This is a genomic window from Pseudomonas sp. GW822-FHT03F04, from assembly GCF_058801405.1.
In genome coordinates, this window is the sequence record NZ_JBXANF010000017.1 from 56,484 (window position 1) to 73,395 (window position 16,912).

The 16,912-nt window shown below is 59.4% G+C and carries 13 protein-coding genes; 9 read left to right on the forward strand and 4 right to left on the reverse strand.

The window, feature by feature from the left end; translation table 11 throughout:
- The first annotated feature begins 67 nt into the window (after positions 1-67).
- Complete coding sequence (locus tag AC1RMX_RS29130; RefSeq protein ID WP_096822928.1) at positions 68-2,227, forward strand: mechanosensitive ion channel family protein; 2,160 nt, start codon at positions 68-70, stop codon at positions 2,225-2,227.
- 369 nt (positions 2,228-2,596) lie between these two features.
- Here AC1RMX_RS29130 and AC1RMX_RS29135 read toward each other — a convergent pair whose 3' ends face one another.
- Positions 2,597-3,310: a UTRA domain-containing protein gene (locus tag AC1RMX_RS29135; protein WP_085732333.1), complete on the reverse strand. Its 714-nt coding sequence runs from the start codon at positions 3,308-3,310 to the stop codon at positions 2,597-2,599.
- A 351-nt stretch (positions 3,311-3,661) separates the two neighbouring features.
- On the opposite strand from AC1RMX_RS29135, the gene AC1RMX_RS29140 reads away from it, so the two are divergent.
- The 6 genes from AC1RMX_RS29140 (at position 3,662) to AC1RMX_RS29165 (ending at position 8,952) form a co-directional block, all read left to right on the forward strand.
- Positions 3,662-4,726 carry an ABC transporter substrate-binding protein gene (locus tag AC1RMX_RS29140; RefSeq protein WP_096822927.1) on the forward strand — a complete coding sequence of 355 codons (1,065 nt, stop codon included), beginning with the start codon at positions 3,662-3,664 and terminating at the stop codon, positions 4,724-4,726.
- A 116-nt stretch (positions 4,727-4,842) separates the two neighbouring features.
- A complete protein-coding gene (locus tag AC1RMX_RS29145; protein WP_096822926.1) occupies positions 4,843-5,649 on the forward strand; it encodes an alkaline phosphatase family protein in 807 nt (268 codons plus the stop codon).
- A gap of 5 nt (positions 5,650-5,654) precedes the next feature.
- Positions 5,655-6,491 (forward strand): ABC transporter permease, encoded by an 837-nt coding sequence (locus tag AC1RMX_RS29150; protein ID WP_167748736.1) that lies wholly within the window; start codon positions 5,655-5,657, stop codon positions 6,489-6,491.
- Positions 6,478-7,278 carry an ABC transporter permease gene (locus AC1RMX_RS29155; RefSeq protein ID WP_096822924.1) on the forward strand — a complete coding sequence of 267 codons (801 nt, stop codon included), beginning with the start codon at positions 6,478-6,480 and terminating at the stop codon, positions 7,276-7,278. The genes AC1RMX_RS29150 and AC1RMX_RS29155 overlap by 14 nt, the downstream gene beginning before the upstream one ends.
- Complete coding sequence (locus AC1RMX_RS29160; RefSeq protein ID WP_192560138.1) at positions 7,275-8,264, forward strand: ABC transporter ATP-binding protein; 990 nt, start codon at positions 7,275-7,277, stop codon at positions 8,262-8,264. Before AC1RMX_RS29155 ends, AC1RMX_RS29160 begins: the two co-directional genes overlap by 4 nt.
- A gap of 34 nt (positions 8,265-8,298) precedes the next feature.
- Positions 8,299-8,952 carry an HAD family hydrolase gene (locus AC1RMX_RS29165; RefSeq protein WP_102622779.1) on the forward strand — a complete coding sequence of 218 codons (654 nt, stop codon included), beginning with the start codon at positions 8,299-8,301 and terminating at the stop codon, positions 8,950-8,952.
- A 45-nt stretch (positions 8,953-8,997) separates the two neighbouring features.
- Here AC1RMX_RS29165 and AC1RMX_RS29170 read toward each other — a convergent pair whose 3' ends face one another.
- The gene (locus tag AC1RMX_RS29170) at positions 8,998-9,960 is read right to left on the reverse strand and encodes a zinc-binding dehydrogenase (protein ID WP_096822921.1); all 963 of its coding nucleotides are present in this window, start codon (positions 9,958-9,960) and stop codon (positions 8,998-9,000) included.
- A 181-nt stretch (positions 9,961-10,141) separates the two neighbouring features.
- On the opposite strand from AC1RMX_RS29170, the gene AC1RMX_RS29175 reads away from it, so the two are divergent.
- Together AC1RMX_RS29175 and AC1RMX_RS29180 are read left to right on the forward strand one after the other, a co-directional pair.
- Positions 10,142-12,226: a carboxy terminal-processing peptidase gene (locus tag AC1RMX_RS29175; RefSeq protein WP_173861398.1), complete on the forward strand. Its 2,085-nt coding sequence runs from the start codon at positions 10,142-10,144 to the stop codon at positions 12,224-12,226.
- 134 nt (positions 12,227-12,360) lie between these two features.
- Complete coding sequence (locus tag AC1RMX_RS29180; protein ID WP_493073848.1) at positions 12,361-14,151, forward strand: bifunctional diguanylate cyclase/phosphodiesterase; 1,791 nt, start codon at positions 12,361-12,363, stop codon at positions 14,149-14,151.
- 37 nt (positions 14,152-14,188) lie between these two features.
- Here AC1RMX_RS29180 and AC1RMX_RS29185 read toward each other — a convergent pair whose 3' ends face one another.
- Positions 14,189-14,605 (reverse strand): hypothetical protein, encoded by a 417-nt coding sequence (locus AC1RMX_RS29185; protein WP_493073849.1) that lies wholly within the window; start codon positions 14,603-14,605, stop codon positions 14,189-14,191.
- An 8-nt stretch (positions 14,606-14,613) separates the two neighbouring features.
- Positions 14,614-16,912: RHS repeat-associated core domain-containing protein (locus AC1RMX_RS29190; RefSeq protein WP_493073850.1), on the reverse strand; the 2,299-nt coding region annotated here is incomplete at its 5' end.

A 16,912-nucleotide genomic window follows, 5' to 3' on the forward strand; every position in this document is an offset into this window, starting at 1 on the left:
CGGCTCGCATTGATTTTGACGGGCTCGTACACTCGCCCGATCCGCCCCTTGCGAGGTTGACCGCCTAGTGTTCGCTCGTCTTTCTGCCCTGCCCTGCCTGTTCCTCATCTGCCTGATGACGCTGCTGCCGTTGGCGCCTGCCCAAGCGGTGAGCCTGCCCGGCCTGCTCAGTGGATCGAACAAGGCGCAACCCGAAGCCCAGGAACCCCTCGGCCAGTCCCTCGACGAAGTCATCAAGTCGCTGGAAAACGACAAGCAACGCGCCCAGTTGCTGAGCGATCTGAAAAAACTGCGCGACGCTACGAAAAAAGCCCAGGCCACCCCGGAAGAAGGCGTGCTGGGCCTGATTGGCGGCACCCTCGCCACTTTTGAAAAACAATTCACCGGCAGCGACAGCCCGCTCAATCGCTGGTCCGCCGAATTCGATCTGGCCAAAGACGAACTGTCTGACCTGATGCTGCCGGCCAGCGAATGGCTGCCGATCATCTTCGCCTTCGCCGTAATTCTCGCCGTCTGGAGCCTGCTGGCCGCCGCACTGATCTGGCTTGGCCACCGGGTGCGCATGCGCTTCGGCCTGACCGAAGAGCTGCCGCAAAACCCCCGGGCCCTCGACATGCTGCGCTTCGCCCTGCGCAAGCTCGGGCCATGGATGATTGCCCTGGCCATCACGGTTTACATGAGCTACGCGCTGCCGTCGTCCCTGGGCAAAAGCCTGGCGATGGTTCTGGCCTACGCGCTGGTGGTCGGCACCTGTTTCTCGGCGATCTGCGTGATTGCCTTCTCCGTACTCGACGGCCCGCACCGCCATCGCGCGTTGTACATCCTGCGCCATCAGGCCTTTCGCCCTCTGTGGCTGATCGGCAGCTTCGCCGCGTTCGGCGAAGCACTGAACGACCCGCGACTGGTGGCCGGCCTCGGCGTGCACCTGGCGCACACCGCCGCCACCGTCGCCAATGTGCTAGCGGCCCTGTCGACCGGCCTGTTCATCCTGCGCTTCCGCCGCCCGATCGCTCACCTGATCCGCAACCAGCCGCTGTCCCGCCGCCTGACCCGCCGCGCTCTCAGCGACACCATCGAAATTCTCGGCACCTTCTGGTACGTGCCGGCGCTGGTGCTGGTGGGAATTTCCCTGTTCGCCACCTTCGTCTCCGCCGGCGACACCAGCACCGCCTTGCGCCAGTCACTGATCTGCACCGTGCTGCTGGTGTTGTGCATGGTGATCAACGGCCTCGTCCGCCGCCACGCCCTCAAACCCCAACGCGGTCCGAAACGCCACGCCTTCTATTCCGAACGCCTGAAAAGCTTCTTCTACACCCTCGCTCATTTGCTGGTGTGGCTGGCGTTCATCGAACTCGGCCTGCGGGTCTGGGGCATGTCACTGATCGGTTTCACCGAAGGCGAAGGCCACGACGTCAGCGTCAAACTGTTCAGCCTGATCGGCACGTTGATCTTCGCCTGGCTGATCTGGATCCTCAGCGACACCGCCGTCCACCACGCCCTCACCCGCTCACGCAAAGGCCTGGCCAACGCCCGCGCACAAACCATGATGCCGTTGATCCGCAACGTGCTGTTCGTGGCGATCTTCATCATCGCCCTGATCGTCGCCCTGGCGAACATGGGCATGAACGTCACGCCACTGCTGGCCGGTGCCGGCGTGATCGGCCTGGCGATCGGCTTCGGCGCCCAGTCACTGGTAGCCGACCTGATCACCGGCCTGTTCATCATCATCGAAGACTCCCTGGCCATCGACGACTACGTCGACGTCGGCGGGCACCTGGGCACCGTCGAAGGCCTGACCATCCGCACCGTACGCCTGCGGGACATCGACGGCATCGTCCACACCATCCCGTTCAGCGAAATCAAAAGCATCAAGAACTACTCCCGGGAATTCGGCTACGCGATCTTCCGCGTGGCGGTGCCGTTCAACATGAACATCGACGAAGCTATCAAACTGATGCGCGAAGTCGGCCAGAAAATGCGCACCGACCCGCTGCAGCGCCGCAACATCTGGTCGCCACTGGAGATACAAGGGGTGGAAAGCTTCGAGTCCGGCAACGCGATATTGCGCGCCCGGTTCAAGACCGCACCGATCAAACAGTGGGAAGTTTCACGGGCGTTCAATTTGTCGCTAAAAAGGCATCTGGATGAGGCCGGGCTGGACCTGGCGACGCCGAGGATGAATGTGCAGGTGATTACCGCGGGCGGTGGTGGCCAAACTCAGGAATAGTCCAACTTCCTTACCACTCAACACGATGAGCGTTAGCTCGAGTACCGCTTTTGACGTGCCGGCCCCATCGGAAGGCTGAGTGGAGGGATTCATCCGGGGGTGGGAGCGCAGCGACCGTGCGGCGAAGCCGCATGCATCGAGAGGAGGTGCAGCGAAGCAAACCGTAGGCGATGCCCCCGGATGAATCCCGTAACGAAGGAACACCGAGCCAAAGCGAGGTGCCGAACGCCGGGGCCCAGCGTTTTGCTTACTTTTGGGCGTCTGCAAAAGTGAGTCGCTGTAAGAGCGAAACCGTCAGCGGCAGCACCCGAAGCAACGGATATTCACCCAAAACAACCCAGAGCATGGCCGGCCCAAAGGCCGCCAAGGTCAAACAACATCAACCCCAACGTGAATCGCATCATGCCGCCAAAACTCCAGATCACAATCAATCAACCGCCCCGACTGATCATAATTGACCCGAGCAATCCGTAACCCCGGACTCCCCACAGAAACCCGTAAAGCCGCCGCCGCATCGACCGATAAAGACGTAGGCACAATCTCAAACCGCACCCGCCCATAGTGCAAATCGTAATGCCGCGCATACAGCTCGGTAATCGACTGATTCAAATCAAACTCCAGAATCCCCGGAAAAAACTGCGGATTCAGATAATGCTCCACATACAACACCAACCGCCCATCGATCCGCCGCGACCGGCAAATCTGAATCACGCTCGACAACGCCGGCAACTGCAACCACGCACACACCGCCGCTGACGCCGGCTGCAGCCGCGCCGAAATCACCTCGGTCGACGGCACCCGCCCCTGCGCACTGACCATCGCGTGAAAGTGACTGCGCTGCATCAGGTTATAGGCCAGGCGCGGTGGCGACACGAACCAGCCCCGACGCTCCTCGCGATAAATCTGCCCTTGCGCCTCCAGTTGCAACAAGGCTTCCCGTACCGTAATCCGGGTCGTGCCGAACAACTCGCTGAGCTTGCGCTCGGCCGGCAACTTGCTCCCCGCCGCGAGAAGGCCGTGGTCGAGTTGCTCCTGAAGGATCTGGCCAATGGCTGTCACCGCTTTTGTTGCCTCATCGCGCATCAACGTTACCTATCTGGACTAGACCAGCACTGTTTCGGGGCAAAACCGCACGACTATTGCGCCGTTCGGTCGTGCTGCAAGCCTAGGCAGTGCAGATGACCGAGAGATGACAAAACTACCGAACGGTCGTCCTGACAACTTGCAATACATCGGCCAAGTCCCTTGCCCACCGGGACTTTGAGGGTGGTCTACGCTTACCCGGCAGCCGTCGATACCGGAGAAATAAAAGCCGGGCCGGGTATCCGCCGACATCAAAGTGTCATCCAGCCCCCCTACATTGGCTCAGGTATTGCTGACCTAGACCAACACAAACCGCAATCGCAGCGTTGAACACGACCAAGGAGCTTCGGAATGAAACAGCTTTTCCTGGCAACACTGTTAGGCTCGACCATTGCCATGTGCACCGCCGCCATGGCGGCTGATGATCTGAAAACCCTCGAAGCCGCTGCGAAAGCGGAAGGCGCCGTCAACAGCGTCGGCATGCCCGATGACTGGGCGAACTGGAAAGGCACCTGGGAAGACCTGGCCAAGACCTACGGCCTGAAACACATCGACACCGACATGAGCTCGGCCCAGGAAATCGCCAAGTTCGCCGCCGAGAAAGACAACGCCACCGCCGACATCGGCGACGTCGGCGCGGCCTTCGGTCCGATCGCGGTCAAACAAGGTGTGGTGCAACCCTACAAGCCGACCACCTGGGATCAAGTGCCTGCATGGGCCAAGGACAAGGACGGCAACTGGGCACTGGCCTACACCGGCACCATCGCCTTCATCGTCAACAAGAAGCTGCTGCACGGCTCCGACGTACCGACCAAATGGGCTGACCTCAAGGGCGGCAAATACAAGGTTTCCATCGGTGACGTGAGCACCGCCGCACAAGCTGCCAACGGCGTACTCGCTGCTGCGCTGGCCAACGGCGGCGACGAGAAAAACATCCAGCCTGCCCTGCTGCTGTTCGCAGACATCGCCAAGCAGGGTCGCCTGTCGATGGCCAACCCGACCATCGCCACCATGGAAAAAGGCGAGATCGAAGTCGGCGTGGTCTGGGACTTCAACGGCCTGAGCTACAAGGCCAAGATGGCCAACCCGGATGACTACGTGGTGCTGATCCCGTCCGATGGTTCGGTGATTTCCGGCTACACCACCATCATCAACAAATACGCGAAGAACCCGAACGCCGCCAAGCTGACCCGCGAATACATCTTCAGCGACGCCGGCCAGACCAACCTCGCCCGCGGCAACGCCCGTCCGATCCGCGCCGAGCACCTGACCCTTCCGGAAGACGTGAAAGCCAAACTGCTGCCGAACGAGCAGTACAAGAAGGTCACGCCGATCAAGGACGCCGATGCGTGGGAGAAAACCTCCAAGGCTCTGCCGCAGAAGTGGAACGAAGAAGTCATCGTAGAAATGAAGTGATGCTGTAGATCCCGTTTTCGGGGTTACTGAAGATCCCCTGTGGGAGCGAGTTCGCTCCCACAGGGGAATCTGCGTTGAATTCAAAATCTGATCTGTTTCGCGGAGTTTTTGCCCCTATGAAGCACAACGTCATCCTTGTCGTGCTCGACGGCCTCAATTACGAAGTCGCGCATCACGCCATGGGGCATCTGCAGGCTTACGTTGGCGCAGGACGCGCCGCGCTCTACCAGTTGGAGTGCGAGCTGCCGGCCCTGTCCCGACCGCTTTACGAATGCATCCTCACGGGTGTGCCGCCCATCGACAGCGGCATCGTCCACAACAACGTCTCGCGCCTGTCCAATCAGCGCAGCATCTATCACTACGCCCGCGATGCCGGTCTGAAAACCGCCGCCGCGGCGTACCACTGGGTCAGCGAGCTCTACAACCGCTCGCCGTTCGTGGCCGCACGGGATCGTCACACCGATGACCCGGCGCTACCGATCCAGCACGGCCACTTCTACTGGAACGATCACTATCCGGACTCGCACCTGTTCGCCGACGCCGAAAACCTGCGTCTGCGCCACGCCCCGGACTTTCTGCTGATCCATCCGATGAACATCGACGACGCCGGCCACAAGCACGGCCTCGACACCCCGCAATACCGCAACAGCGCGCGCAGCGCAGACATCATCCTTGCCGACTACCTGCAAGGCTGGCTCGACGCCGGTTATCAAGTGCTGGTGACCGCCGACCACGGCATGAACAACGACCGCTCGCACAACGGCCTGCTGCCGGAAGAACGCCAGGTGCCACTGTTTGTGCTCGGTGACGCCTTCAGCCTGAACGCCGACGCCACACCGAAGCAGACCGACATCTGCGGCACCGTCTGCGAGCTGCTCGGCGTACCCCACGACAAACCTGTGTGCCGGGAGTTGCTCAAGTGAACTCAATGACTCGCGGCAAATGGCTGGCCGCCCTGTGCCTGGTGCCCTTCGCCCTGTTCTTTATCGTGTTCGAAATCGCCCCGCTGGTCTGGGTGATGATCAACAGCCTGCAATCGGAAGAGTTCGGTTGGGGTTTCGCCAACTTCAGCAAGATCTTCAATTCGAAGTTCTATCTGCAGGCGATCCAGTACAGCCTCGAAATCAGTTTCTGGTCGAGTGTGTTCGGGATCATCATCGCGGTGCTGGGTGCCTACTCCCTGCGTCGGGTCGATTCGAAGCTGCGCAACTTCGTCAACGCCTTCGCCAACATGACCAGCAACTTCGCCGGCGTGCCTCTGGCGTTCGCGTTCATCATCCTGCTCGGTTTCAACGGCAGCATCACCATCATGCTGAAACAGGCCGGGATCATTCAGGACTTCAACCTGTATTCGAAAACCGGGCTGATCATCCTCTACACCTACTTCCAGATTCCCCTCGGCGTCCTGCTGCTGTACCCGGCGTTCGACGCGCTGCGTGAGGACTGGCGCGAATCCGCAGCGCTGCTGGGTGCTGACGGCTGGCAGTTCTGGCGCCACATCGGCCTGCCGGTGTTGACCCCGGCCCTGCTCGGCACCTTCGTGATCCTGCTGGCCAACGCCCTCGGCGCCTACGCCACGGTGTATGCCCTGACCACCGGCAACTTCAACGTGCTGCCGATCCGCATTGCCGCGATGGTCTCCGGCGACATTTCCCTGGATCCGAACCTGGCCAGTGCCCTGGCCGTGGTGCTGGTGGCGCTGATGACTCTGGTGACCGTCGTGCATCAACTGCTGTTGAAGAGGAGCTACCATGTCTCGCGCTGAATCCGGCCCGGCCGGCGTCTACCACCGCGTCGTGGTGTACCTGCTGTTCGCCATCCTGCTGCTGCCGCTGGTGGGCACGCTGGTCTACTCGATCGCCAGCAGTTGGTCGGCCACTATCCTGCCCAGCGGTTTCACCTTCAAGTGGTACATCCAGTTGTGGAGCGATCCGCGCTTCCTGCACGCCTTCGGCCAATCGTTGCTGGTGTGCGTCGGCGCGCTGATCCTGTCGGTGGTGCTGATCCTGCCGCTGCTGTTCGTGGTGCATTACCACTTCCCGAAACTCGATGCACTGATGAACATCCTGATCCTGCTGCCCTTCGCGGTGCCGCCGGTGGTGTCGTCGGTGGGGCTGCTGCAGCTCTATGGTTCCGGACCGTTCGCGATGGTCGGCACGCCGTGGATCCTGATCGGTTGCTACTTCACCGTGGCGCTGCCGTTCATGTACCGGGCGATCACCAACAACCTGCAAGCGATCAACCTGCGCGACCTGATGGACGCCGCCCAATTGCTTGGCGCCAGCACCTTTCAGGCGGCATTCCTGGTGGTGCTGCCGAACCTGCGCAAGGGTTTGATGGTGGCGTTGCTGCTGTCGTTCTCGTTCCTGTTCGGTGAGTTCGTGTTCGCCAACATCCTGGTCGGCACCCGCTATGAAACCCTGCAGGTCTACCTCAACAACATGCGCAACAGCAGCGGCCACTTCACCAGTGCGCTGGTGATTTCCTACTTCTTTTTCGTGCTGGTCCTGACCTGGGTCGCCAACATCTTGAACAAGGACAAAAGCGAATGAGCTATGTCAGCGTCCAACATCTTCAAAAGAACTACGCGGGTACAACCGTATTCAGCGACATCAACTGCGAAATCCAGAAGGGTGAATTCGTCACCCTGCTCGGCCCGTCCGGTTGCGGCAAATCCACCCTGCTGCGCTGCATCGCCGGCCTGACGCCGGTGGATGGCGGCAAGATTCTGCTCGACGGCGTCGACATCGTGCCGCTGACGCCACAGAAACGCGGGATCGGCATGGTGTTCCAGAGCTACGCACTGTTTCCCAACATGACCGTGGAGCAGAACGTCGCCTTCGGTTTGCGCATGCAGAAGGTCAATGCCGACGACAGCCACAAGCGCGTCGCCGAAGTGTTGAAACTGGTTGAGCTCAACGATTTCGCCAGCCGTTATCCGCACCAGCTCTCCGGCGGTCAGTGCCAGCGTGTCGCCCTCGCCCGCTCGCTGGTCACCCGTCCGCGTCTGTTGCTGCTGGATGAGCCGCTGTCGGCCCTCGATGCACGGATTCGCAAACACCTGCGTGAACAGATCCGTCAGATCCAGCGCGAACTCGGCCTGACCACGATTTTCGTCACACACGATCAGGAAGAAGCCCTGACCATGTCTGACCGGATTTTCCTGATGAATCAGGGAAAGATCGTACAAAGCGGCGACGCCGAAACCCTCTACACCGCCCCGGTCGACGTGTTCGCCGCCGGCTTCATCGGCAACTACAACCTGCTGGACGCCGACAGTGCCTCGAAGCTGTTGCAGCGGCCGATCAACCATCGCATCGCCATTCGCCCGGAGGCCATCGAACTGAGCCTGAACGGCGAACTCGACGCACAGATTCGCAGCCACAGCCTGCTGGGCAACGTGATCCGTTATCGCATCGAAGCCCGGGGCGTGGAATTGGTGGTGGATGTCCTCAACCGTTCGGCGGCGGACCTGCACCCCGACGGTCAGCGCCTGGCACTTTCCATCGATCCGACGGCCCTGTGTGAGGTAGCCTGATGACTTTGCTGACGTTGAAGAGAGAACTGCACTGATGGCTCTGGCAATTTTTGATCTGGACGAAACCCTGATCCACGGCGACTGCGCCACCCTCTGGAGCGAGCAGATGGGGCGCCTGGGCTGGGTCGATCCCGAGTCGTTCATGCGCAAGAACAACGAGCTGATGGACGCCTACAGCCATGGCAAGTTGCGCATGGAAGACTTCATGGAATTCAGCCTCGAACCCTTGATCGGTCGAACCCCGGAAGAAGTCGAACATCTGGTCGGCCCGTGGGTGGAAGACTTCATCGAGCCGATCATCTTCAGCGACGCGACCAAAACCATCGCCGCCCACCGCAAGGCCGGCGACCGGATTCTGGTGATCTCGGCCTCGGGCACGCACCTGGTCAAACCCATTGCCGAGCGGTTGGGCATCGACGAGATTCTGGGCATCGAACTGGAAGTGGCACATGGCGTATACAGCGGCCACACCGTGGGCACCCTGACCTACCGCGAAGGCAAGATCACCCGCTTGCTGGAATGGCTGGATGCCGAAGAAGAGAATCTCGAGGGCGCGAGTTTCTATTCCGACTCTCGCAATGACCTGCCGCTGCTGCTGAAGGTGGATTACCCGCACGTGGTCAATCCGGATCCGGTGTTGCGCGAGCAGGCCGAAAAATCCGGCTGGCCGATTCATCTCTGGAAGTAAGCGATTGTCTTGTGGGAGCAAGCCTGCTCCCACAAGCATCGATGATCAGCTCAGGCTTTCGTCGATCACCAGCACCAGCTTCCCCGCCACCGTGTTGCTCGCCAGTTCGGCGAACGCCGCCTCGGCATCCTTGATCGCAAAGGTCTTGGCCAGTTGCGGCTTCAAGCGTCCCTCGGAAAACAGCGGCCACACGTGCTGGCTCAGATCACTGAACAGATCGGCCTTGAACTGATCGTTGCGGCTGCGCAAGGTCGAACCCAGCAGTTGCACGCGCTTGGCCAGCACCTGGGCCAGATCGAGTTTTGCTTCGCGGCCACCCATCAGACCGATGAGCACCCAACGCCCGTCCTGAGCCATCAGCTTCAGATTCAGTGCCGAATAATGACCGCCCACCGGATCCAGAATCACATCGAACGGCCCGAAATCCCGCAGGCTCTCCAGATCATCGGTGCGCACCACGCCACCTTGCGCCCCCAGTGCTTCACAGTAGGCCAAGCGCTCGGTCGAACCGACGCTGACCCAGCACGGATTGCCAAACGCCTTGCACAGTTGAATGGCGGCTGAACCGATACCACTGGCCCCGGCATGCAGAAGAACTTTCTCACCCGGTTTGAGCGCAGCGAGCTGGAAAATATTCAGCCAGACGGTCGCGTACACCTCAGGCAAAGCAGCCGCTTCGATCAGCGACACGCCTTCCGGAACAGGCAGCACATGCCGCCCGTCGACGACCACTTCTTCGGCCATCCCGCCCCCGGCCAGCAAGGCGCAGACACGATCACCGACCTGCCAGGAAGAACCGGCGCCGACTTCGCTGATCACCCCGGAGCACTCAAGACCGAGCACCTGACTGGCACCCGGCGGCGGTGGATAAAGGCCCGCCTTCTGTAATAAATCCGCGCGATTGAGGCCGGCTGCCGCCACCCGGATGCGAACTTGTCCTACATCGCACGTAGGACTCGGCTCATCAACCCATGCCACTTGACCTTCAACGCCTTGCAATGCCTTCACAGTGCCTCCATAGTGAGTCTGGACTGAGCCCGAAGCTGAAGCGCCGGGCTTTTTGCATTATGCGACCGGCCCTGGGGTCTGAACGAACGCTGAACAGCAGTTATCGTACAGAGCGTAGAGGTACCGGCGACTTCAAAGACGGCCTAATATGCGTTATCAATTGTCCCCGCGTCGAATCAGCATGAAGCATTTGCTCCCCAGCACCGCCCTCGCTCTTTTCATCGGTATCGGCCTCTTGCCGGTGTCGGGCACCACATTCGCAGCCAACAGCTGGGACAAGTTGCAGCCTGATCGCGATGAAGTAATCGCCAGTCTGAACGTCGTCGAGTTGCTCAAACGTCACCACTACAGCAAGCCACCGCTCGACGATGCGCGCTCGGTGATCATCTACGACAGCTACATCAAGCTGCTGGACCCGTCGCGCAGCTACTTCATGGCCAGCGACATCGCCGAATTCGACAAGTGGAAGACCCAGTTCGACGACTTCCTCAAGAGCGGCGACCTCAACGCCGGCTTCACCATCTACAAGCGTTATCTGGACCGCGTGAAAGCGCGTCTGGACTTCGCCATTGCCGAGCTGAACAAAGGCGTCGACAAGATGGACTTCTCCACGAAGGAAACCTTGCTGATCGATCGCAAGGATGCCCCGTGGCTCAAATCCACCGCCGAACTTGACGACCTGTGGCGCAAACGCGTCAAGGACGAAGTGCTGCGGCAGAAGATCGCCGGCAAGGATCCGAAGCAGATCCAGGAAACCCTGACCAAGCGCTACAAGAACCAGTTGGCGCGTCTGGACCAGACCCGTGCCGAAGACATCTTCCAGGCGTACATCAACACCTTCGCCATGTCTTACGACCCGCACACCAACTATCTGTCGCCGGATAACGCGGAAAACTTCGACATCAACATGAGCCTGTCCCTCGAGGGCATCGGCGCCGTGTTGCAGAGCGACAACGACCAGGTGAAAGTCGTGCGTCTGGTGCCGGCAGGCCCGGCCGACAAGACTAAGCAGGTTGCTCCGGCAGACAAGATCATCGGCGTTGCCCAAGGCAACAAAGAGATGGTCGACGTGGTCGGCTGGCGTCTGGACGAAGTAGTCAAGCTGATCCGTGGTCCGAAAGGCACCGTGGTTCGTCTGGAAGTCATCCCGGCGAGCAATGCGCCGAACGACCAGACCAGCAAGATCGTGCCGATCACCCGTGAAGCGGTGAAACTCGAAGACCAGGCCGTGAAGAAATCCATCCTGAGCCTGAAACAGGACGGCAAGGACTACAAACTCGGCGTGATCGAGATTCCAGCCTTCTATCTCGACTTCAAGGCGTTCCGTGCCGGCGATCCGGATTACAAGAGCACCACTCGCGACGTCAAGAAACTCCTGACCGAACTGCAGAAAGAGAAAGTCGACGGCGTGGTCATCGACCTGCGCAACAACGGCGGCGGCTCCCTGCAAGAAGCTACCGAGCTGACCAGCCTGTTCATCGACAAGGGCCCTACCGTGCTCGTGCGTAACGCCGATGGCCGGGTCGATGTGCTCGAAGACGAAAACCCGGGTGCGTTCTACAAAGGCCCGATGGCGCTGCTGGTCAACCGCCTGTCCGCGTCGGCTTCGGAGATCTTCGCCGGCGCCATGCAGGACTACCACCGCGCGCTGATCATCGGTGGCCAGACCTTCGGCAAAGGCACCGTGCAGACCATTCAGCCGCTGAACCATGGCGAACTGAAACTGACCCTGGCCAAGTTCTACCGGGTTTCCGGCCAAAGCACCCAGCACCAGGGCGTACTGCCGGACATCGATTACCCGTCGATCATCGACACCAAGGAAATCGGCGAGAGCGCCCTGCCTGAAGCCATGCCATGGGACACCATCAAGCCGGCCATCAAGCCTGCGGTTGACCCGTTCAAGCCGTACATCGCGCAGCTCAAGTCGGAGCATGACGTACGTTCGGCAAAAGACGCGGAGTTCGTGTTCATTCGCGACAAGCTGGCCCTGGCGCAGAAACTGATGGAAGAGAAAACCGTCAGCCTCAATGAAGCCGATCGCCGTGCCCAGCACGCCGATATCGACGCCAAGCAACTGGCGATGGAAAACATCCGTCGCAAGGCCAAAGGCGAAGAACCGCTCAAAGAGCTGAAGAAAGAAGACGACGACGCCCTCGCGGCAGCCGAGCCGGACAAGGTCAAACCGGAAGACGACGCCTACCTGAGCGAGACCGGGCGCGTACTGCTGGATTACCTGAAGTTGAGCAATCAGGTGGCCAAGAAGTAAGGTGATGGCAATTTAATGCTGACGATCCCCGGATCGTCATCAAACAGTCATCATTCTGTCGTGCAATAAAGGACTGGGAGCGGTTCTCTTCATCGAGAACGCTCCCAGTCCTTTTTTTATCGCCAGAGAATGCCATGACCACGACCGAACAGCTGAGTGCCTTGAGCTCGATCCTGACTCAAAGCGGTTTGCACAGCCTGTTCCAGCCGATCATTTGCCTCTCTGAACGACGCATTCTCGGTTATGAAGCCCTGACCCGTGGCCCGTCCAACAGCCCGTTGCACTCCCCTATCGCCCTCTTTGCCGTGGCCCGCCAGGCCGGGCGCTTGAGCGAACTGGAAATCGCCTGCCGCCAAAGCGCTTGCCGCCGTTTCAACGAGCAGCAACTGCCGGGCAAGCTGTTTCTCAACGTCTCTCCCGAATCCCTGCTCGAAGCCGCGCACCAGCCAGGGCGTACGCTGCAACTGCTTCAGGATTTCGGCATTCCACCGAGCCAGGTGGTGATCGAACTCACCGAACAGACGCCGATCGATGACTTCCAGTTGCTGCAAACTGCGTTGCATCACTACCGAGCCATGGGGTTTTCGATTGCCCTCGATGATCTTGGCGCGGGTTATTCGAGTTTGCGGTTATGGTCGGAGCTGCGTCCCGATTACGTGAAAATCGATCGGCACTTTATCGATGGCATCCATCAGGATGCCTTGAAACGCGAGTTCGTCGGATCGATCCTGCAAATCGCCAAGGCCTCCCGGGCGCAAGTGATTGCCGAGGGCATCGAGTTGCCGGAAGAACTGGCAGTGCTGACCGAAATGGGTGTCGATCTGGTGCAGGGTTACCTGCTCGGGCGTCCTCAGGAACACCCGCCACGCGACGCCCGGGCCCTGATGCCCAAGCACGACAGCAGCGCCGTGGCACTGAACGATGAAGGCAGCGACCTCAGCGCCCTGCTCAACGATCAACCGGCCGTCGACCGCGACACACCGACCGCCACCGTGCTCGAAGCGTTCCGTCGTCAAGCCAACCTGAACTCGCTGGCGGTGCTCGACGAGCAAGGCCAGCCCTGCGGCATCGTCCATCGTCATTCATTGTCCGATGCCCTGCTCAAGCCGTTCGCCACCGACCTGTTCGCCCGCAAACCGATCAGCCGCCTGATGAACGACGACTTCCTCGCCGTGGAAATGAGCCAGTCGCTGCAACAGGTCAGCCGCCTGATCACCAGCCGTGCCCGGCAGCGCATCGAAGAAGACTTCATCATCACCCTCAACGGCAGCTACCTGGGCCTGGGTCGGGTGATTGACGTGCTCAAGCTGATCACCGAGCTGAAGATCCAGCAGGCTCGCTATGCCAACCCGCTGACTCTGCTACCCGGCAACGTACCGATCCAACAATGCCTGACGCGGTTGCTGCAACAGGGGCGGGAGTCGGTTATTTGCTATGTCGACATCGACAGCTTCAAGCCCTTTAACGATATCTATGGGTATGGGCGCGGGGATGAGGTGTTGTTGTGTTTGGCGCAATGCCTTAATGAACGCGTTGATCCTTCTCGCGACTTTGTCGGGCATATTGGGGGGGATGATTTTTTGCTGGTTCTCGGCCCGGAGGATTGGCGTAAACGGCTGAACCAATTGCTTGATGATTTCCAGAGTCAATGCCGTCGCTTCTACCGCCCTGAACATCTTGAAGCTGGGTGTTTTGTTGCGCCGAATCGTCAGGGTATTCGTCAGGAGTTTCCGTTGTTGTCACTGTCCATCGGGGTCGTCCATCTGCATCCTGAAGCTTGTGCGCAATTGGACGCGAGCCAGTTGGCGGAGATGGCTTCGCAAGCGAAGCATCATGCGAAGAATATTCCGGGGTATAGTGTGCATGTGATTGATAGTCTTTCCCTGTCTAGCCTCCATCAATCACAGTTAATCGGGCAACGCTAATTTCTTCAATTGCACGAAACAACTAGGCCAATCAAAGTCACCATTGAGTTTGATCTTCAAGGCTCGCCCGAAGCAAATCATCCCTCCACAACTTACTGGCGATCTCATATATATGTTCAAAAAAACCACGAGAGTCTATTATTTCAGTTTCATCCCACGCGAGCACTCTCGGATCATCATAGTCGCTCTCAAACTCTCCAGAAAAATCAAAGTCAGTATCCTGCAAATGATTTTCAAGGAGTTTATAAATCAAAAATCTATGGCGATAGGTTAAATAATCAAACTCCGGAACAATAAAACTCTTAATTATTTCTTGTTGATCCTCATATTTGTTAGGATCATAAACCCACAACGCCTTACCAAGCGTTTCTTCCCGATCGTAAATCGATATCCCACTCAAAACATGAGAGAGTCGGGGTTCATATGGAAGTCTTGTAAATGGCAGCATCAACATAATCTTACCTATCGTGGAAAGCCAGTAAATGGTCGTTTAACATCTCGTTTATCAAATTTCACTTCCGCCCCATCCAAGCTATCTATATATCGAGGATTGCTTAGATCTCTTTCATTGGGCTTGTAACCACGGCCTGCTCCTGGCAGTTTCATCCTAACAATAGGGTTTTGATCAGCATCATATCCTGTCGGCTCAGGAATTTTTTTATGCATCCTAGATAAAGCAAAATGCAACGCCCGAAACTGCATCATCCAACTACTGAATTGAGAACTCGGCCCCACCATCCCTCTAACGCCTTTTTTTGTTGGATGCGATCCGTCTATTGACCTCTGCTTTAAAGCTGCATCATCAATTTCTGGCCCATGTTTTTCTACAGAGTGCATTCTGTATTGTCTGTTCCAAGCTAATACCTGACGCTTAGCTTCAGCTTCATTTTGTGGCCCATCTTTGCCAACGGCCGGAACGATAGGCAACCCTTGATTGACGTTAGGTCTGTTAGCCTGAGTTGGTACTGAGCACTTCTGGATCTTATTGTTTTTGGGTGGCGGACAATTGGAGGTCAACCCCAACGGATCCACCCACCCCGTCGGATTCGGCACATACCGATACTGGTTCAACCCACCCGCCAGCTTCACCGGATCCGGCGTCAAATACCGCCCCACCTCCGGGTCGTAATACCGGTGCCGGTTGTAATGCAGCCCGCTTTCTTCATCGAAGTACTGTCCCTGAAAGCGCAGCGGCTGGTTGAGGTAATCCTCGGTCGCCAGCGCCAGCGAGGTCACCTTGCCGTAGGCGCTGTATTTGGCGGACCAGACGATGTCGCCGCTGTAGTCGGTCAGTTCTTGCGGCGTGCCGAGGTGGTCGAGCTGGTAGTAGAACGGGCAGGCGCGTTTCGGGCCTTTGCCGTCGAGCATCGCCAGAGGGCGGAAGGTGCCGGGTTCGTAGATGAAGCTGCGGTGTTGTTCCTTGCTGCTTTCGGCGATCAGGTGGTCGCCTTGCCAGAAGAACTCGGTGCTCTGGCCGTTGACGGTTTTGCGGATACGGCGGCCGAAGGCGTCGTATTGGTAGGTCGCGGTGGTGCCGTCGGGGCGGGTCAGGCCGATCAGGCGGTGCTGGCTGTCGTAGCGGTATTCGGTGACCAGTTGCTGGGCGCGGCCACGGCGTTCGCGGATCAGGTTGCCGAAGGCGTCGTAGTCGTAGTGGCGGTCGCCCTGCATCAACAGGCGGTTGCCTTTGATGTGTGTGGGGCCCGGGCGATCCTGCAGCAGCAGGTTGCCGGCCGGGTCGTGGGCGAAGTTTTCCGGCACATCGTCACGGGTGTGACGCACGCGGATCAGCCGGTCGAGGGCGTCGTACTGGTAGCTGCGCTGGCCGTGTCGGGTGTCGGCGATGTGTTCGAGGTTGCCGTTGGCGCTGTAGGCAAAGTCGCGGCGATACAGCGCACCGCGTTGATGGCCGACAGCGTGGGCGCGTAAGCGACCCTGTTCGTCGTAGGCGTATTCGCTGAGCAGCAGGCCTTGCTGGCGCTGCTGTTCGCGGCCGTTCTGATAGACGTGCCGGGTGAGCAAGGCGCCGTTGAGGTCGATCGCGGTCAGCGCACCGCCCTTGGCGTAGTGGTAATCGAGCTTGCTGTTGTCCGGCAGGCGCATGCGGCTGAGCTGGCCGCAGGCGTCGTAGGTGTAACGCAAAGTGCCCCAGCCCTGATGCTCGCGCACCAGTCGGTCCTGCAGGTCGTATTCGAAGGCCAGCGGGTGATTCTGGCCGTCATCGACGCCGGTCAGCCGGCCGAGGCGGTCGTAGCGGTATTCAACCGTGCTGGCGTCGGGCAGGGTCTTGAGCAGCAGGCGCCCGGCGCTGTCGCGTTGGTAAGCGGTGACCAGCGTCGAGCCGTCATCGCCGTACTCGGTCTTTTCCAGCAAATGACCGTTGCGGTCGTAGGCATACGCGGTGCGCCGTCCATCGAAGCCGGTTTCCTGTCGGATCAGTCCGGTGGGCGTGTAGTCCAGAAGATACTTGTCGCCGGACTCGTTCTCGATCTCCGTCAGCAACAGCTGCGCATGGTCGTAGCGGTACTGCAGTCGCGTGCCGTCAGGATTGATCCGCCGGCTGACCAGGTGCAGGTCATCGTCATATTCGTAACGGGTGATACGCCCCAGCTCGTCGCGTTCGGCGGTGATCTGGCCGTAGGCGCTGTAGGACCAGGCCCGCGTCGCCCCGGTTGGCAGCGTCGTCTGGATCAGTCGGCCCACGGCGTCCCAGGCGTGACGGGTAACCGCGCCGTGTTCATCCTGCGCAGTAATCCGCCGC